The sequence below is a fragment of the Nocardia acididurans genome, assembly GCF_016741815.1.
Taxonomy (GTDB): Bacteria; Actinomycetota; Actinomycetes; order Mycobacteriales; family Mycobacteriaceae; genus Nocardia; species Nocardia acididurans.
The window spans coordinates 1-923 of record NZ_JAERRJ010000054.1 but is presented as its reverse complement, the minus strand read 5'-3'; the positions used below and the strand labels follow the sequence as shown (position 1 = coordinate 923).

1 protein-coding gene is annotated in these 923 nt (G+C 65.5%); it reads left to right on the top strand.

What is annotated here, in order from left to right:
- Window positions 1-923, top strand: a 923-nt coding sequence (locus JK358_RS38755; protein WP_232852625.1) for a condensation domain-containing protein, incomplete at both ends; no start/stop codon positions are given.

Genomic DNA, 923 nt, shown 5'->3' with positions numbered 1-923 from the left:
GCGGCGCAGTTGGAATTCTGGGAGCGGGGTCTGGCCGAGTTGCCCGATCGGTTGGAGCTTCCTGCTGATCGGCCGTATCCGTTGGTGGCCACCGGCAGTGGTGACAAGGTGGACTTCGAGTTGCCGGTGTGGTTGCAGCAGCGGTTGCGGCAGATCGCGCGGGAGCACGACGCGACGGTGTTCATGGTGGTGCAGGCGGCGTTGTCGGTGGTGTTGTCGAAGGTCAGTGGCAGCACCGATGTCGCGGTCGGGGTGGCGGTGGCTGGTCGTACCGACGCCGCAGTGCATGATTTGGTCGGTTTCTTCGTCAACACTCTGGTGTTGCGGGTCGATGTGGCCGGTGATCCGGGTTTCGCCGAGTTGCTGGGGCGGGTGCGTGAGCGGAGCCTGGATGTGTTCGCGCACCAGGATGTGCCGTTCGAGGTGCTGGTGGATCGGGTGAATCCGGTCCGGTCCCAGTCGCATCATCCGCTGGTACAGGTGCTGTTGGCGTGGCAGAACGATCCGGGAGTGCCACTGGCGCTGGGTGGGGTGCGGGTCTCGGTGATACCGGTGCATACTCGGTCCGCGCGGATGGATCTGTCGTTCCATATCGGTGAAAGTGTCACCGCGACAGGCGAACCGGCCGGGATCGCGGGCTCGGTGGAGTACCGCACCGATGTGTTCGATCCGGCGACGGTGCGGGGTTTGGTGGCCCGGTTGCAGCGGGTCCTGGAAGCCGTCGCCGGCGACCCGGGACGAGTGTTGTCGACGATCGAGCTGCGCGGGGAATCCGAACAAGCACAGCTGACGACATGGTCGAATCGGGCAATCCTCACCCGAGACGCGGCCACCGACGACGGCGTATCGATACCGGAGTCGTTCGCTGTGCAGGTGGCTCGGACACCGGACGCGGTGGCGGTGGTGTTCGAGGACCGGTCGTG